Genomic DNA, 17,227 nt, shown 5'->3' on the forward strand with positions numbered 1-17,227 from the left:
ATTTACGCGCCTCCTGTTTTCAAAATAAGAACAATCGCTCCAATAGCAATTCCGATCAATGTTGTAGCAATAGTTCTCCACAACCATGTCTGCGCATTCTCAATCTTATCCAACCTATGATGAGCCGATTTGGTGGATTGCATAGCTTCGCGCGCCAGATCCCGTGTAGCCTCCAATGTAGCCGCCATTGCCGGTACTCCTTCAAGCGTCTTTTCCATCCGGGCCAATTGGACTTGGATACCCATAAGAACTTTAGTAGTCTCTTCCACAACACCGTTCACCTCACTTGTAGTTGTGTCTGTCAATTGAAATCCCCCGTCTCTCTGTTAAGGAAATATTTCCTGCCCTATTCTACTGGTACTGATTTATCTTTTTGTTCCTTAATCTCGATTGCCGCAAGCGCATTTCCGACTTCTAAATCCAAAGCAACCAGAATCTCTTTTTCCTTAAGTGGATGTGAACTAAGAACAGCAGTTATTACCTCAACCAGCTCTTCAACCGGTTTATTGATGTCCAGCTTAATTTCAAGTATGTGTGCCATCCGTGCCAAGACGTTTCCTCCTCTCTATACGAAAATAAGCCCTTTCCAATTAAGGAATAGGGCTTCATGTATTTATTATCATTTATCTTTGATGCGTATTGGCTACGGATTTACAGTCAAAAACAAAAAAAGAGTCCGTCATCGACGGACCCCTATGTGGCTTGTTCTATTTAGCAGTAAGCAATGCTTCATCAATTAGTTTTAGTTCTGCTTCGTATTTCGCTATCTCAGCATCATATTCAGAAAGAGACTTTTCCCATTTGGATATTGCTTCTACATTTCCACTCTTCCGAACTTCCTCAAGACCTTTCATAACTTCTTCTCTTCCTGCTTTTGTTGAAGTTAACACTTTTCCAGCAATAATCTGTCTTGTCTCTTCAAGCTCTGTTTTTGATTGACCAATGTATTGGTTGTTCTCATTAGACGATGTTTCGCTCCCGACAGCCGCAGACTCTATATCGGATGTAATATTAATTGTTCTCCCCTCCACTTTAACATTAGCGCCTAACGCTTCTGACAAGGCGCGTGCAGGTACATTCGCCTTGCTATCAATGATGGCTCCCTTGTCCGATAATTTCTTTCCATCTACAACGATGGTATATTCACCTGTAACCTTCTTTCCAACCAGTGATTTTACCTGATCAGCAAACGCTCCCGCAGATGTCGAGAAAACAATACCTATGACGATACCGCCAGCAATATATGCAACCTTATGCGTAAACTTCTTCATGATTCGACCTCCGTAATTGGTTCGATTTACCTAATATGATACATTACGGAGGATGTATTGTGAAGGTTACAATCATTTTGTTATCTATGAGAGGTTGACAGTTGCAATCGCTGTTCCATTTTGATTGAATAGTTTGAGATTTTTAGTGGATGGATCATAGGTCATATTTACTGCATATTGAGTATGAGTATGACTTGTAGACGCCTTACCTCCAAGGGAAGTCCAAATTGAATTTATTTCGTTTTGCAAACCGGTCACGCTCGAAATAGTTAATCCGGTAGCACCATAGTTAAAGGTTGCAGCTCCTCCAAAATTGACAGCCCCCTGTAAGCGAATAGGATTAGCTGTATTGTTTGATCCGAGCCACAAATCGTTACTGAATATAGTTAGTTGTCCTGAGTTTTGATAGGAATTTATTTCGCCAGCAAAAGACCCACCTGATCCAAAAAAAGAAATGGCAGCTATGTCGCTGTCTGAAGCTGTATTAATTCTTATCCGGTTTCTGTTGTCAGAATCGAATGTCCTAAATCCAACTGAGTCAATTTCCACACGTCTTCCAGTGACTGCGGTACGTATTAAGGAACCCGTAATCGTTCCGCCATTAATATTAGTACCTGTAACAGTAGAAGCCGTAATAGAGCCTGAGAAGTTTGCTCCTACAGCTGACATAATACCTCCTGAGGTGACCGTAAACATTCCGTTACCTACGTTTATGGAGGAACCCACTATGGCCCCGTTTTTGAAGTTGGAGTATTCGATGTTAGCATAGTTTGCTGTTAAACTGTTGGCTATCAAGTCGCCTTTCATATTTAGTCTGAAAGGAGCACTATTGAACGAGGAAGCGCCTGCAGCTATCCCGTTTGTATTAATCTGGACGATATCCTCGCCGTTACCGATCAACATGGATACAAAATTACCGAGTTGACCTATGACTTGTTCAGCTACCACACCCCGCGCTGTAATTGCGGCGCGTATTGACTGCCAGCCATCTGTAGAAATCCCGATCCCATTTGATGTCAACCTGACTTGTTCCAAGGGATTCGTCTTCTCCTGAGCCAATATCCCGCCTTCTGGTGGATAGATCAGTTCTGTTTTACTGTTGTTAATATCAATAACAGCCTGCTTCGCAAATGATTCAAAGACATCCGTCCGGATTTTGCCGTTTGAAAATATGTTACTAGTGATATTCTTATTTCGTTCCAGGTCACTAATAATATCATCATAGTCTCTCAAGTTAAGATTGGAGATTGTTGGTTCTGCATGCTTATCCAGGTTGTACGGATATTCAGTCAATTCAGTAATACGAGCTTTCATCCGGTTCATGCCCATATCGGGGTCGATACACATTACATCGTCACCTAAATGGGGTCTGGGTTCCGTGTTGTCGATCTTAAACAGGTCTGCCGTGGATATGGTTGCCTCCAGTGATACTACTTCTTGTTCAAGCAAAGCCTTCCGTGTAGCCTTCAGTAAATCCTCTGCTTCTTCAATGTCCTGCTCAATGATTTCCCCATCGTAGAAAGGCACTGAATCACTGGCCCAATATTCCGCAAATGGAGATATGAGATAATTAACCGCCAATTTTCCGTTTACAATGGCTCCTGGTACATTCGAGAGTAAGCTGCGCTCAAGATCGGTGAGCAGCGAAGCATCCATTCCGATAAATGTACGACCATCTTTCATCTGAGCATACATCCGGGTAACGAGCGATTCGCCTTTATCTTTGAAAGAACTGGAGACGATATTCTTTTTGAGCCGGTACTGTAGACCGTGATCTGAACCGATCCGTTTTCTAAGGTTGATTACGAAGTTATCAGGCTCGACCTCGCACTCATACATATCAACAATCTTGTTCAATGCTTCCAGACAAGTTCCACGTCCAAAGTCTTTCACATCATGCAACTCAAATGTATCGTGGATTGCGAATGTGAATCTCCCGCCTGTAGCCGTTGTAATTAATTGTGTCAGCTCGTTTATATGCACCCCATAAGCTTCATCAATGTATGAGTTATAAGGAAACTTGAATTCATTCAGTTTGAACATCACATGATTGCAATAAATAGATGCCGTAAGTTTCCGACCTTCACGGGATCGGCTCCGGGACTGGATAACATAAAATTGGCCACGCTCATCTTGAACGTGGCCTTTGATTGCAATTTTTTCTCGGTAATCATCCGAGGTCATTGGGACCATGAATGTTAACTCGTAGTCACTGTTAATTCTTCTCCGGCGTTGGATGTCTGTACTGTCTATCAGTGTACCCACACGCCGTAGATTTTTATCAAACACTTTCATTGTTGGATTAGGCATATCTCACCTCAATTAATACAGGAATTTGTCTCTATGTGTGACTCTCATAAGGACCGTCCTGCCTGTTTCAATATCAGTCCAGGTCAAGTTGTTTTCTCCGAGATTCAAATAAAAGAAATCACCGTCATATAAATGCGAAACATTCTGTCCGTTACGAGTGATTTTGAATTTATCAGTGTCAATGATAATCTGATCACCAGGGTTAAACATGTCTTCGAATTCTATATAGTCCACATGGTAGCGAGTAGCTTCAGCGTATAGTCTCGCTTCGCCGGACATTTGAGAACTGAAACGCAACTCACGTATAAAGTCTGCTTGAAGCCGAGCCTCCCCGGACATTGGCAAAGCTTCGAGAACATATTCACGTACAAAATCCGCCTCTACTCGCGCCTCTCCAGACATTTCAGAGGACAAAGACATTTCCATTGAAAATTCCAACTCATATTCGTCGCCATCTCGTTTCGTATACATCTGTGCTCCGCCAGATAGATGAGCCGATAAATCAATAATGTTTATCCCGCCACCTGTGTTGAACTCGATTTCATTAAAATCTCCACCAAACACAGTATCCCTCCTTAAAAAGAAAAGCCCCCTGAAGAGTCCAGAGGGCATAAAAATAGCGCTCCGATGTCGGAACGCCTGCTATAAGATATTTCCGTTTTGGTCCATCTCTGCCGCTTCCAACGCAGCAGCCACTTTGTCCCGGCTTCCTGCTGGCACTTGCTCCAGCTTGATCAGTCCTTTGTGAATCATCATTACGTATACAGCTAACATTGTCTCACCTCCCCTCATGAGTGCTACAGCCCAATGAATCAACAACCTTGCAAGCTTAACCCTCATCTGGCGATACCACACTGAGCACAAGCATGTGCAACTCCATCAGGGCCAGTTGATTGGCGTTGCTCTCTTCCGCAAGACGTTTATTCTCAGCTTCCGATTCTGCCAGCCGCTGTTTTAATAGGTCGAGTTCAGACGGTTCTTCTGGATGTGGATTGGTCAACTCGTCAATCTCTTCCTGACTCATCCCTTCAATCCAAAGGTCAGGAAAAGTTTCCTGCGTCCCCTCTTTTACAGCGTCCTGGTATGTTTCCCAAACAACCAAGTCAAAGCGTGGCCTGAACAGGCCAGCAGGAACCGGCACGCCGACCAGATACCCGGTAATCTCCGGCTCAACCTCTTCCTCCGGGGCTTCCGGTTGCTCCGCCTGATCGGGATCAAAGACCACAGGCTCAGGCTCGGCATAAAAAGGGACGACACCACTAAAGGCATCGTCCACTAATTCGTCCTCAAGGTAGAGTCCGTCTATATTTACTTTAGGTACGGCTTTCATGTGATACCTCCTTTAATGTTCAGCTTGAAACGTGATCCCGTCCAAACTTATATAATTTCCAGTGTTCGTAGTAAAGACACCACCATCAGAAGTAATTCTGATTTCATAGGTTTCCCCTGCCCCTGCTACCCTAAATATAAGTTGAAATGCTGGACGGTATTTTACGGGAAGTATGAAGATACGGGAATTAACTGGAGCGGTTGCAATCAAACCTTTTAAATGCACAAAACCAAAACTATCTTTCAAATATCCAACTTTTTGATAGTCCACATATTGTGATGCCCCATTTAAAAGTGTCGGCGTAATCCATGCAGGAGAATCCTTCTCGGCCTTTTTCGATTCCAGCACAGATATCCGTGTTGTGTTGTCTTGCAACGTTTTGACAGTATCCAGAAGCAGAGCCTTTTCATTCTCGGCATATGTTCCCGTCACATCTACCGTTGGATACTTGTCCAACATCAGGTATGTGACACTATAGGATGGGATCGAGTTGAAGTTTTTAGAGTCTTTGTATAGACGCTGTGCCCCCCAACTATCAGCATTGGTAGAGATTAACCAATCATATACTTGTCGGCTATTTGCGTACACATAGAGGAATTTACTTACTTTGTACGCTAGTTTAGTCGCGGCTGCCTGACTATTAATATAATAATTGTTGTCAGGGGTGAGTAAAGCAGGTTTGACGCCTTCGCGTAATACAATCCCCGTCCCTACCTCAACCTGATTATCCCCGTCAACAAACGTCAATTGCCCCTCAGACGTGATGGGTTCGACAACTGGCGTAGCAAGCTGGTATAGGAGTTGGTATGGCGTCCACTCCGAGTACGTGTCCGTTGGAATTGATGCTACGCTGGAATCTGCTGGACGCTGAATTTTAAACCACTGTTTGGTTCCGCTCGTATATGGCGTTGCTCTATTCCCTTCTTGGTACATCTTCCATCCCATAAAATACGCCTTAATCTCGTCTGCTGTTGGTGTGTATGAGTCTCCCCATCCACTGTCTGTATTGGATACAGAAATTAACCAACCTATAGAACTTGAGAAGTCATGTGAATCAGGATAAACGGATGTATCAAGTGTCTTCAATAGTGCTCCGTCATACTTAGTTCCCCATGAAATTTGAGGAACTATCAAACTGGGTAGGGGAAGTTGACCTGTCGGAATAGTCACACGTTTAAATCCTATATAGTTGTTAAGAAGTCCATAGGTAAGTGATTCACTCATGACGACCCGTTTCCACTTCGCCAGTTTAAAATACTGCCCATCTCGCTCAAACACCGTATCCGGGTTTGCTCCAGTGTCTGGATTGGCGTGTAACTCCGTTTGGAATGCGAGCATGGAGTCTTGGCGTGGCTTAAATGGTAAAGCAGTGTTGCTGATATTGAGCATTGGATTTGAGAAGCTATACACCCCTGCGCCTTTTGATCCGTTGCCAATGACTATGCTCAGATACGCTGCATTGGCAGCAGTTTTTATGTGTAACTCTGAGGCAGCCTGATATCCAGAGTTTTGGATAATTGCGCCGCTACTGTCCATGTCTTGTAGAGCAATCATCCCATTGTGAGTTAATGAAATTGTGTAATCTGTATTGGCTACACATGGGATTTTATATGTCCAGCCTATATTATTTCCAGATGCATTAATAGTTGCACTATACGGACTAATTATTGACTGCCCATTCCCCGCCGTGACAGCTTCATAAAATGGTGGCAATAGATTTTGCCCATACCTAATCACATACGGATTAAGTACCCCATAGATACCGATCTGGCTTTGATAGTTAAGCACTGTTCGGCCCTGCAAGCCAGCAAGCTTAAACGCTGCATCTTGATTGGCATCAACTACACGTACACCGGGTTGCAGTGTTATGGATGCACGTTCAGGAGTGTCCAATCTTTCAGCCAGCTCTGTTATGTTATCTCGGGCAGTATCCCAATCCGCCGCTGCAAAGTTTCTGGCAACTCTCGTTCCTGCTGTCCAGGATCGGGCAACACCCTGATAACCTCGAATACATCCTTTCAGGACATTCCCATCCACCGATGTATAAGTAATTGTCTCTGCCGTATCGCCATTGCCGATTGTGGCAATGCCCTCCCCCGCAAGTAATACGGATGCATTAGATACAGTAATATCTGTCTGTGTTGATGTAATCGATTCTGGCAACTCTGTTTTCGGAGAGTTAACCACTGCCGGATACATTTTCTTCATATAATCACCTATGCCTCATCAATTTTCAACTGCCCAGCCAAATACCTGATTAAATCATTGGTTAATGCTGGCCTTGGCGTTTTAATCGCTCCGTGGTACCACAGATTACCGCCAGTAACCGCATCTCTTATACCTATGTGTGTGATTAATCCCCAATCCGCTGTAGCGGTAGGGAAGACTACATCGGCCGTATTTTGTGTCCCTGCCCTGCGTTCAGCAATCAAAGGTTCTCCGAATACAATTTCACGTCTTGCGTACCCTCCTCCTGTTACTTCCTGCCCTGTATCGGCATCCGTAGGATTGGATGTGTAGAGTGCAATATATACTTTAGGAGGAGCGGTGAAACTGATTCCTCGTAAGGCTGCGTTAATACTTGCTTTTTTCCAATGGTTTGATTTCGACAATAAAATTTCAGCCAATGTAAACCCTCCTACTCGATTAAATATTCGTTTGCTATTCTAAACTTCCGTATGACGTTCGTCCCTTGATTCGTTAATACGATAAGTGGACTCGCCTTCTCGTCTCCTGATGACGTAACAGATACGGTTTGAGGGGAATTAGTAATTACGATTTCCTTCAAATTTTCTGCACTTTCTGGAAATGGATGTTCTCCCATCTTGAAGGGTATTGTCAGTTCTCCATCGAATATTATTTTTTCGATATCCATAGTTCCAGCGTATCTCCCGATGTATCTTCTTCCAGGTAAATCCTCAAACGTTAACACGATATCCCCTTTTTTAGAATTAAAAAGAGCCGCCACTTGGGCGACTCTCCTATGGTAATCAAGCGTTGCATCATCAGCCATAATGACACATTCCAGATTTATTACTCTCGGACCGTAGGTGCTTCCGAAATCAATTTCTCCGTCACGGCCTGCAATCTCAACACTGTAATCTCTCGTTGGGGGCAATACTGGAATGTTATGCTTTTTCAGACCAAGCCCGATTGATCGGAAGGATTTACCGTCCGCTGTAGCGTCAATCATCAGCCTTTACCTCCCCTTGCCTGCATCCTACGAACAACATTATCACGTTCACTCCAAAAGACTCTCGCTGTTGATTCGTCCGCAATATAAGTATCTCCTGAATTTATTTCGATATGGCTACCGCCCCGCTCCGCATTTACTCCATATGAAGCATCAGGAACAGAGAATTCAGGCATTGTGAATGCGAGATTATGCATCCGAAGATTTAGGAGTTTGAATAGCGAGTCCTGTTGTCGATCATTCAGGAATATCTCTCCTCCGTGTGCAATGACAGGAACAGCCGCTCCGCGAGGTCCTTTGACAACACCACCCTCAGAGAAGTGTTGAAGTTTACCAGTATCCTTTTCAATTCCATACTTTTGGCGTATAGCATCGTTCTGCTCTTGAAGGGTTTTCATTGTCGCTGCATCCCCACGGGCTTTGGCAGCATTCCAAGCATCTTTGTTAGCGTTATATGTGTATAGATCAATATCCTTTTGATAATAAGGGTCTTTAGATGCCGTACCCGGTGCCAATCCACCTCCTGTGACATCAATACCGCCAACTTCAGCGCTTGCCGAGGCGATCCTATCAAGACGAGACTGATACTCTAAAATAAATGCATCAAGCATACCAAGAATCGTTTCATTTTTCTCGCTTTCCTTCAAGATTTGGATATTCTTCAGGTTCTCCGCAGAAAGTTCAGTGTTAGACGAGAATTCATCGAAGGCTGCCGATAGATCGTCGTAATGAGTTTTTGCACTCTGAATCTTATCGTCAAAATCTTTTTCGCGGGTCGTTTTTTCTTCTTGCAAGGCTGTTTTCTGATCTTCCAGAGCCTGCCTAGCAAGTTTCCGTCCGTGTTCCCGATCTAAGTCTTCGATATCCTTCTGAACCTGTTTACGTTCAGCGATTCCCTCAGGGCCTACAGCAGATTGAAGTTCTTCAAGACGAGCTACCTTTTCGGCACGTTGTCTTTCGTAGTCATCTTGGTCATTATTTCTTTCCATTGCTTGAATGAGATCATCGATAGCTTTGATCTTTGCTTCTTGAGCCGCAGTGAAAGCATCCTTTTCCGCCTGAATCCGTTTAATTTCCTCATCCCGTGCGTTGTCCAGTAACTTTTTCTGCTTAGTTACCGATTCGGATACGGCCTTAGTCATCTCATCCATGAGTTTTTTCTTTAGGTCGTACACTTTCTCGTCTGCATCCATCCGTAAATCAGTGCCTGCTAGATACGAAGATTGAAGCTTCATATACTCAGTAAGCTCTTGTTCAGTGGTCATTTCTCCAATGGCTTTCAAATGGTTGATCCGCTTCTCAGCTGCAGAATAGTATTCCTTATCTAAGTCGTTGCGTTGCTTATAAATTTTCTGTTCAAGGTCCCACAATTGTTCTGCCGATAGGGTCTTGTCAGCCTGCATCTTGAGATATTCTTGAAGCTCCCACTTCATGATATCTACTTTCTGACCACCGGACATTTCCATTTGCATCGCTTCTTTGGTCATCCACTTTTCGGAAAACTCATAACGAGAAGAAATTAATTTTTTGGAAGTATCTTGATACATTTTTTCGGCTTCCGCCCGTTGTTCTGTTTTTAGCGTGGTATCATTTCGCATACGGTTGTATGCCTCTGCCTGCATCTGATAAATCTCAACTTCCGACTTACCCTGACGTTCCATTTGGTCCGTTTGCTTATCAATCCAATTCGTAGAATTCTTGAATTTTAGATCTGTAACCTTGTTGGTCAAGTCATACACTTGTTTAGCAGATTCAACACGTTGCTCCTCTGATAAAGCAGTGTTCTTAAGTTGTCCTTGAAAGAATTGAAGTTGCGTCTTGGTCATTTCCATTTCCGAACGACCTTGTTGCCGCATACGTTCAACTCGCGCTTCCATATTGGATTTGGCTGTGTCGAATTGGTCACTAGCGAACTGATCCTTCATATCTTCTTTCTCAGCCTGCACATCCCCGATTTTCTCAGTTAAGCTTCGGCGCTTATTAATCAACTCATCTGATTTCAGCCCAGATTGTTCGATCATCTGACGTTGTTCCTGCATCAGCGCCTGAATTTCTGTTTTCAATTTCAATTGTAACTCGTACTCAGTCTTATACTCTTTGGTGTCTTTCTTCATGTTCTTCTGACGTGCTTCAGACTGGTTTAGCGCCAACTCTTTGTCTGATATTTTCATATCCTTGATGCCGAGCTTACTTTCCAATTCCGATACATCGATGTTGTACAATTCATCGCTAATACGAAGTAGTTCTTTGTCAGCAGTGCTTTTCGCATCTGTCAACTGTTTCTGCGTTGGTGGAGTCACCTTTTGAGGAGCATACGTTGCCATTACTTTATCTACGTAACCCACATCACCATACACTTTACTGTTGTAGACTTTTTTATATTTGTCGGAATATGCTTGCATATCTGCCTGGTTATAACCGCCTGATTTCAAAAACCAGTCAATAATTCCGGAACCCATGTTGTAACCGCCAAGGGCCATCTTCACATCGCCACCGGACTTTTTGAGCAACTCTGCAAGTATTTTAGCACCGGCATTGATGCTCTGTTCAGGCGTAGCGCCATTCATCCCATTTACTTGCATGACGTTCTTAATTCCCGTGGCTCCAGAAGATGATTCACGTTCCATGACAGCAGCGATTAGGAATGGATCAACATTAAATTTACTAGCTGCCGCATTTACCTCGGATGCGTACTTTCCTGCATACTTCACTCTATTATTCGCTTGAGACATGTTCGTTGTTCCTGGATAAGCATTCTCGATGGACATTCCCGGTACACGGGTAGCTCCGTTATATTTCGGCCCCCAATAGCTGTTGTTAAGGTCAGAGACTTTTAATCCCGATTCACCCATTTGAATAAATTTGCTATCGCCCATGTAGATGCCTACATGTGAATTGTCTTTCCCGGTCGTGTTAAAAAACACCAGGTCTCCAGCCTGCAAGTTGTTTTTAGTTACAGCAAGTCCAGATTTAGCCTGTTCTGCGGCAGTACGAGGAAGTTGAACTCCAATTGTTTCGAACATCTCCTGAACAAACTGCGAACAGTCCGAATAGGCCCGTTGTTTAAACTCATCGAACGAACCGTTAAAGTTACCTGGTATTTGTTTATACTTCATCACGCCTGAATTCGCCAAATTGATAGCGTTAGACAACATGGATGTGATATTGGATGAAGGGCCACCGCCGGTAGCAATCTCTGACTGAGAAGAAACTAATTGAGCTGGATCATTATAACCTTGCTCATAGAGTTTCTGTTCCTCCAGAAGCGCGGTACGCTTTTGAGCAAGAATATCCAGGTACTCTTTAGAAGACTTTGCGACCCGCTTTTGTTGAGAATCCAACTTTTCCAGAGATTTATTGTAACCCTCAATAGCTTTCTGTAAGTCTGTCATAATTTCTACGGTTTCTTTTTTGGCCTTGTTATTGTCTTCTACCCCGTAAGTGTCATCTTCTAGAAGCTTCGTCATGGCTTCAATTTGATCATTGCTCAATTGGAGTTGATCAGCATATTGCTTAATCACACCGTTCAACTCATTAAGTTTTTGTTTTTTTGCCTCAAGTTGCTCGTTTGCTTTTTGTTGAAGGAAATTAGCCATGCCTTGATTCATAAGTTGTGTGCTATTTAATTCAGAAGAGTTCTTCTTCTGTTGTTCAGCAATTTCTTTCTCAATATCTTTGATTTTTTCGCGTGCTTCAGCAAAGGTTGTAATGGAGTTAAACTCTTGCCCATAAAATTGAATCCGTTTCAAACTCTCTAGTGCTACACCTCGTGTTGAATCCCTCTCCGCTTTCAGATCATCAATAGCTTTCTTTACTTTGGCCTGCCGTAATTTTTCTAATACTTGTCCTTCAAAGATCCACCCATCCGTTGTCTTGCGGATCTGAGAAGCCAATTCAGGATATTTGAGAATTAATTCTGCCACAGAGGATGCACTTAATGACTGTCCTTTGGAGAGAGTGTCCGCAACCTGGTTAAGTTCAGAAACAGAAGCAATGCTCGCTTGAACGGACTCTCGGAGAGCCTTAGTCTGTTCAACCAGTTTTTCGGTGAGTTCTTCAATCGTATCCGATGCCTTTCCATTTATCCCAGCTAATGCATCCGTTTCTTTTTGGGCTTCAACAGATTCGACAGTCATTTGTTGCATTTGAACATTTGCGTCACTTAATGAAGCTTCAAGTTCACGATTTTTGGTTTCTAAAGAGTCCAGCTTTAATCGTAAATTCTCCAGTTGGTTGGATGATTCGTCCACGCTTTTGAAACTGAATATGTTTTTCATAAATTCCACGCCGCCAGCGATCAAACTATTTTCAAGAGATTCTATCTTCTCCTTTGTTTTTTCAATAGCAGCGATATTATCATTCATTTGATTTTGTAAACCGTTTTTCTGGTCTTCTAATACAGCTTTTCTGGCTTCCCTCTGCTTGTCTATCAGCGCATTAAGAGCAGCAATCTGTGTTTTAGTAGCCTCATCTGTGAATCCTGCCGCTTCAAGCTGTGCCAATCCTTCTTTACCAATAGTCATGGCCAGAGCTTTAGATATCTCTTCCAGTTGACGTTTAGCCTGCTCCTGCTTGCTTGTGGACAACGTTCCGCCATCAATCATAGCTTTTAAGGAGTTATGAGCGTTGACCATCTTAGGTAACAAATCAATCTGACGTTGATACTGACTAATCATTTGTTGACTAGCGGAATCATTGTCCTTCATCATTTGAATCCGATCACGTTCGGCTTTTTCAGCTTCACCACTCTTCATTGCGAAAATAGCTATAGCCCCAACCAGCAAAGAGAGTCCAGCGGTCGCAGCAGCCATTGTGACAGTAGCCGCAGCCTGCGCCCTACTTAATGCACCTGTCGCCACTGTTGCCGTAGAGGTAGCTACCGTTTGCGCCTCTCTTGCGGCAGTCTGTTGCACTGTAGAGATGGTTACACCTTCACTTGAAACAATATTGACTGTATTCGCTGTTGAATTGGCTCCTGTTGCAGCTGTACTTGCAACTGTTGTGACGGTCTCCTGTGCTTTTGCCGCATTCAAAACTTGAATTGCCGCTATAACAGATGTAATCGGACCGCTCAGAGCCTTGTACGCCAACAGCAAACCGCTTAAACCTGCGGCTGCAGCATAGACACCTGTTGGAATCTTCGTCAGTCCAATCAAGAGTTGGTCAATTCCGTCTAGTACGTCTTTAATCATTTGGCGCAATCCATCTTCGCCAGCAGTGTTAAATATTTCAAGAAGAGACGTTCTGGTTTGAGCTGCCTTGCGTTGGATCGTATCCATTTGAACAGTCAAGTACTGCATTGTTGATCCAGAAGAACCGACAGATGCAGCAGTACCCAGCAAGATATCCCCAACATTGAGTGAAGCGGCTAATTTTGCATACTGGTAAACCCCTCGGGAGATATCTGCATAAGACTGCGTAAGATCGTAGTTTTTATCCGTTACCTGGATCGAGAGATCCAACAGAATATCTTCTGCCTTCCTCCACTGTTCAACCCCGTCTACTACCTCTCTGGTTTTAACACCAAGACGTTCAATCTCATCCACTGCTTTATCTGTCCGAATTGTACCTAAAACTGTTTTCCACATGTTACCGAGGTTTTCCCCGGACAACGCAGTGTTACGTACACCGGAGGAAATAAGCCCGTTCATCACATCGAAGGATACACCCGTTTCTGCTGCAATCTTACCAGTACGCTGAATTGCCGCTCCAAGATCACGAGCCGGGGCCATCGTATCATGAGCAACCTTGGACCAAGAATCCAGAACACGGTTACCGATGACCATAGCTTCATTTGCATTTGTAATGTGAACCCCATATTGGGACATTACAGACTCCATGGACTTGGTCGCATCCTCAAGTTCGACCATATCCACCGTGGATAACTTAGTAGATTGACGAACCAGTTCTTGGACAACGTTAACATCCTTGTACATCCTGCCCCAAAGCCGTGCTGATTCCGTTACATCCAAGATGTTTGACCCTAACTCATGAGCCGTTAGGATAAAGGCTTTTGTTTCACGATTCAGCTTTTGGGTATCCATGACCATCTTGTTTGTTCCGTCTTCAAAATGAACAAAATAGTGTTCATTTGTCTGCACATATCCTGCCATGTTGGATTCAATATCAACCAGACCTTCTTTGGCAGCCTGGGTAACCTCATGCATCGCCTTATACATAGTGTGGAATACTACTGCATGTGTGGCCATGTCCCCTAATTTACCGATCCAACTTTTAGAGACAGCGTCCATTGTGGACCCCATCCGTTTAGTTTGCTGTTCAGTTTGAGACAAGGCTTGTCTGATCCGTTGTTCTTCTTGCAATACTTTTTCTCTAAGAGCTTCTTCTCTCCGTTGCCGCTCAGTGATAGCCATACGGATTTTTTGTTCCTCTTGGAGTACGCGCTCTCTCGTTCGGTCATCCGTCCCTGCACCTGTTGCCCTTGCAGCCTCCTGTCCGGATTTAACAGATCGATTTTGGAGAATCTGCATCTTTTGTTGATGTTCACGTTCGGATTGCTCAATCTGCTGGTTACGCCGTTTAATCAATGCTTGCTGCGCCTGCATCTTAGCATCAATCAAACGATTCGTTTGTTCCAATTGTTGAGCCTTTGCGCCAAGTAAAGCGGTTTGTGCAAGTTTCTGCTTATGTTGTGCTTCAACTTCAGCGAGTATCTTTTGACGTCGCTGATCCGCAGTTAAGGCCATCTTATCCATTGCTGATGATATATTCTTGTATGACTTCTCAGCAGTTGATAACTCAGCATTCAGAGCCTTGAACGCATCTGCATTACCTTTAGCGCCTGTATCAATGTTTTTAAATGATTGTAATACTGTACCAGTCTCTAATTTTATCCGCGCAGCAACGACATCTCTATTCGTACCCTCTGCCATATTTCCCCCTTTCTATCTCGGATTCGGTTGAAAGAAACCAAGATCAGATAAAAATTTTGCTTTCTTCGGTTTTTTGTTTTCAACTTGTCCGCCATGAATTGCGATTTCAAACTCACGAGAACGTTGTTTTTCTTTCATCAGCGCTCTGATTTTAGGAATGGTCATACTAGGCCACTCTGAATCAGATATTCCGTTACTGATACAGAGCGCCCACAGTCCCATCCAGTCCGTGCCTGTATGTTCGTTTTCTCCATCCGCTGAATCTTCTTCGTCCTCATCAGCATCAGGGTCTGGAGGGAAAGATTCTTTATAGAAATCGATCCAATACTCCATCCAATTTCCGAATGCCCTCCTCGTCCACCTTGTCATATTCTTCATCTGTTAATCCTTCAACAAAAATCATATTGAATGCTTTTTTATAAGCCTCTTCAATAGCTGGGAAGTCAAAAGCAGGAATCTCCTGATCTCCTATTTGTTCTGCTTCAGTCGCATCTCGTCCCATGGCATAACTAAAACGAATTCCTTTGAGGTGCTTTGCATGCTGACGCACTTCCCGAATTAATTTGATCGTTCCTAATTGAATTGTCTTCTCGATTCCCTTAGCAAGCTTCACAGTGCTACCAATGTTTAATGTTTGATCCAACGTTTTCTCTTCTTGTCCTTCAACTACTTGTTCAACTTCGCTCATGTTCATTCTCCTTTGAATTGAAATATAGTTATTACCAAAAAAAGAACCCCACCGATTACCGGCAGGGCTGCATATGTTGGTTTAGATTCCGAATTTGATTGTCATAGCATGTCCCTCTGGATTATCAGCAGATCGTCCAGGCTCCATAACTTGAAGATCGATTGTAGTTGTGCTAGGTTTTTTACGTTCTTGCGAGACATCCAATGTACCACCGCCGAGAGCTTTAAAAATCGTTACCTGTACTGGAATAGGATTTCCGTTCTTATCATCAATAAGTTCAAAACGGTGAGTAAGTTTGAACGGTGCTGGACGTCTGTTTCCATCAAACGCCGTCTCTGTACCTTCTTTTGACCATTTATAAGTGACCAGAATCTCTCTTCCTTTATTCGCATCTGAAGAAACGATTTTTCCTGTAGCGCTAATCGTATACTGCTGATCAGTTGGTGTAGATGCTACACGCGTCAGGAGTGTTCGTTCATCAGTATCAACATCCACAATGTATACTTGATCACTTTCTTCCGTAAATGTCCCGGCATATTTCGTAGGAGCCTTGATTGTATAACCGTCAGTTCCCAACAAGCCTTGCTCAGTCTCGTCAAATTCCATATCTGTAATACGCTTTGTCGTAGCCCCCTGAGACATATCAGCAATGATTGGAGAATACCTCGGCACTTCGATACTTGCTTTGTCCTGTAAATCTCCAGCAGTATAGTGGAACGCGTATCCACTATCTCCGCCCATAACTGCTTGCCAGTCAAACTGAAGTTGCAAAGTAAGTTTCGTCACTTTATCTTCGACATACTTCACCTTACCATCCAAATCATAAGCTACAACTGTTCCCACGCCATCAAAAACTAATGGTCTCATGTATTTTGTCCTCCTCAGGTATAGAGTTGATTAGACAAGCTCCCAAAGCCTTGCATCAATCTCTTCAATTCTTTTGTATTCCTTCGTTTCTTTATATCCTTCAACTGGTTCCTTACCATCCATCAAGCCGAGTTTTTGGGCAAGACGAATCTTTTCTCGGACCAGCTTTTCCAGCTCAGGAAATTCTTCCTTAGGTTCCTGTTTAGCATCTGTTACTTCTGTTTTCCCTTCAGACATATCCTCACCTCAATTCATTCGGAGATAATCCACGTCAAATATGGCCTTATATCCTTTGACACCTTGTATTCCAGTTGCAAAATCAGCATCATACGTTAATACACAAAGGTATGTCGCCCACCCTGGCATTGTAATACGTTTATCGTGCAACACCCGGAATGCCCGTTCAAATAACTCTTTCGCCGCATAACCTGTGCCTGCATAAAAATCCAAGCAGAATTTACCCTCGAAGACTAACTGATTCGAGGAAAATCGTCCTGGCATGACATATTGGCAAATATGAGGAACTGTTTCATTGCTAATCGTAATCTCAGGTTCCATACCCTTTGTAAACCGCATCACTACTTCTTTGGGAGGAGAAACAACATCGAGTTTAAGAAGTTCCATCAGTTCCTTGTCGCTTTTAAGCGCATGCTGAACCGCATCCAACAATTTCAC

General features: G+C 43.4%; 16 protein-coding genes. All 16 read right to left on the reverse strand.

Annotated features, from left to right (window positions below):
• Positions 1-2: 2 nt before the first annotated feature.
• Positions 3-305 carry a hemolysin XhlA family protein gene (locus EC604_RS01385; protein ID WP_240036598.1) on the reverse strand — a complete coding sequence of 101 codons (303 nt, stop codon included), beginning with the start codon at positions 303-305 and terminating at the stop codon, positions 3-5.
• A gap of 41 nt (positions 306-346) precedes the next feature.
• The gene (locus EC604_RS01390; protein ID WP_240036639.1) at positions 347-541 is read right to left on the reverse strand and encodes a hypothetical protein; all 195 of its coding nucleotides are present in this window, start codon (positions 539-541) and stop codon (positions 347-349) included.
• Positions 542-707: 166 nt separating this feature from the next.
• Entirely contained in the window at positions 708-1,271 is a 564-nt protein-coding gene (locus tag EC604_RS01395; protein WP_123062417.1) for a copper amine oxidase, read from the reverse strand.
• An 84-nt stretch (positions 1,272-1,355) separates the two neighbouring features.
• Positions 1,356-3,581: a phage tail protein gene (locus EC604_RS01400; protein WP_123062418.1), complete on the reverse strand. Its 2,226-nt coding sequence runs from the start codon at positions 3,579-3,581 to the stop codon at positions 1,356-1,358.
• 12 nt (positions 3,582-3,593) lie between these two features.
• Entirely contained in the window at positions 3,594-4,145 is a 552-nt protein-coding gene (locus EC604_RS01405; RefSeq protein ID WP_123062419.1) for a phage distal tail protein, read from the reverse strand.
• 78 nt (positions 4,146-4,223) lie between these two features.
• A complete protein-coding gene (locus tag EC604_RS30770) occupies positions 4,224-4,355 on the reverse strand; it encodes a hypothetical protein (RefSeq protein ID WP_275670003.1) in 132 nt (43 codons plus the stop codon).
• 55 nt (positions 4,356-4,410) lie between these two features.
• Positions 4,411-4,911 carry a hypothetical protein gene (locus tag EC604_RS01410; protein ID WP_123062420.1) on the reverse strand — a complete coding sequence of 167 codons (501 nt, stop codon included), beginning with the start codon at positions 4,909-4,911 and terminating at the stop codon, positions 4,411-4,413.
• A 12-nt stretch (positions 4,912-4,923) separates the two neighbouring features.
• Positions 4,924-7,119 (reverse strand): hypothetical protein, encoded by a 2,196-nt coding sequence (locus EC604_RS30085; RefSeq protein ID WP_192895040.1) that lies wholly within the window; start codon positions 7,117-7,119, stop codon positions 4,924-4,926.
• 8 nt (positions 7,120-7,127) lie between these two features.
• Positions 7,128-7,538, reverse strand: coding sequence for a phage tail fiber protein (locus EC604_RS01420; protein WP_123062421.1), 411 nt, complete (start codon positions 7,536-7,538; stop codon positions 7,128-7,130).
• An 11-nt stretch (positions 7,539-7,549) separates the two neighbouring features.
• On the reverse strand, positions 7,550-8,104 hold the full coding sequence (locus EC604_RS01425) for a distal tail protein Dit (protein WP_123062422.1): 555 nt from the start codon (positions 8,102-8,104) through the stop codon (positions 7,550-7,552).
• Positions 8,104-14,997 carry an NlpC/P60 family protein gene (locus EC604_RS01430; RefSeq protein WP_123062423.1) on the reverse strand — a complete coding sequence of 2,298 codons (6,894 nt, stop codon included), beginning with the start codon at positions 14,995-14,997 and terminating at the stop codon, positions 8,104-8,106. The genes EC604_RS01425 and EC604_RS01430 overlap by 1 nt, the downstream gene beginning before the upstream one ends.
• A gap of 12 nt (positions 14,998-15,009) precedes the next feature.
• The gene (locus EC604_RS01435; RefSeq protein ID WP_123062424.1) at positions 15,010-15,330 is read right to left on the reverse strand and encodes a hypothetical protein; all 321 of its coding nucleotides are present in this window, start codon (positions 15,328-15,330) and stop codon (positions 15,010-15,012) included.
• The gene (locus EC604_RS01440; protein WP_123062425.1) at positions 15,305-15,685 is read right to left on the reverse strand and encodes a hypothetical protein; all 381 of its coding nucleotides are present in this window, start codon (positions 15,683-15,685) and stop codon (positions 15,305-15,307) included. Before EC604_RS01440 ends, EC604_RS01435 begins: the two co-directional genes overlap by 26 nt.
• A gap of 81 nt (positions 15,686-15,766) precedes the next feature.
• Positions 15,767-16,552, reverse strand: coding sequence for a hypothetical protein (locus EC604_RS01445; RefSeq protein WP_123062426.1), 786 nt, complete (start codon positions 16,550-16,552; stop codon positions 15,767-15,769).
• 30 nt (positions 16,553-16,582) lie between these two features.
• Complete coding sequence (locus EC604_RS01450) at positions 16,583-16,789, reverse strand: hypothetical protein (RefSeq protein ID WP_123062427.1); 207 nt, start codon at positions 16,787-16,789, stop codon at positions 16,583-16,585.
• A 9-nt stretch (positions 16,790-16,798) separates the two neighbouring features.
• Entirely contained in the window at positions 16,799-17,227 is a 429-nt protein-coding gene (locus EC604_RS01455; protein WP_240036640.1) for a hypothetical protein, read from the reverse strand.

The sequence above is a fragment of the Paenibacillus amylolyticus genome, from assembly GCF_003719335.1.
Taxonomy (GTDB): domain Bacteria; phylum Bacillota; class Bacilli; order Paenibacillales; family Paenibacillaceae; genus Paenibacillus; species Paenibacillus amylolyticus_D.